This window comes from Streptomyces sp. DH12, from assembly GCF_020873895.1.
Taxonomy (GTDB): domain Bacteria; phylum Actinomycetota; class Actinomycetes; order Streptomycetales; family Streptomycetaceae; genus Streptomyces.
Genome location: NZ_JAHWGT010000300.1, coordinates 1 through 698 on the forward strand (window position 1 = coordinate 1; position 698 = coordinate 698).

2 protein-coding genes are annotated in these 698 nt (G+C 72.3%); one reads left to right on the plus strand and one right to left on the minus strand.

From position 1 onward, the window contains the following. The coding region (locus tag LPA54_RS34160; RefSeq protein ID WP_228984555.1) for a sugar phosphate nucleotidyltransferase at positions 1–261 on the minus strand (261 nt) is incomplete at its 3' end. Between the two features lie 179 nt (positions 262–440). On the opposite strand from LPA54_RS34160, the gene LPA54_RS34165 reads away from it, so the two are divergent. Further along, positions 441–698: SDR family NAD(P)-dependent oxidoreductase (locus LPA54_RS34165; protein WP_228984556.1), on the plus strand; the 258-nt coding region annotated here is incomplete at its 3' end.

Here is a 698-nt window from a genome sequence, read left to right on the forward strand (position 1 = left end):
GTGCGAGAGCCCCAGCGGCGCGTGCTGAGGCAGGTAGGTCACGTCGAGGCCGAAGCGGGAGCCGTCGCCGACCGCGGCGCAGATCTCGTCGGCGGTGTCCCCCACCACCACGCCGACCTCGGTGATCCCGGCCTCGGCGATCGCCTCCAGGACGTAGTAGAGGACAGGCTTGTTCGCCACCGGCACCAGTTGCTTGGGCGAGGTGTGGGTGAAGGGGCGCAGGCGGGTGCCGGCTCCTCCGGACAGGACCAGTGCCTTCATGGCCCGAACGGTAGGCAGCGACGCTCAAATCCGGCTGGGGACCGGATCGCGCCGGGGCGGACGTGGTGTCCAAGGCGTGTCCACGCACGGCCCGCGGCCCCGGCGGCGGTGGCACAGTCACACCTCGGCGGGCCGGAGGATGTGCCGCCTGCGCGTGGTCACGACGGTGAGGAGAGGGCATGACCGAGAGGGACGGCAACCAGCGGATCGCGCTCGTGACGGGCGGCACGAGCGGCATCGGTCTGGAGATCGTACGGCGGCTGGCCGGCGCCGGTACGCCGGTGCACCTGTGCGGCCGCCACGAGGAGACGGTGAACGGCACGGTGAAGGAGCTGGCCGGCGAGGGCCTGCCGGTCACCGGCTCGGTGTGCGACGTCCGCGACCCGCAGCAGATACGGGAGCTGGTGCGCACGGTGGTCGAGGACCACGGACCGGTG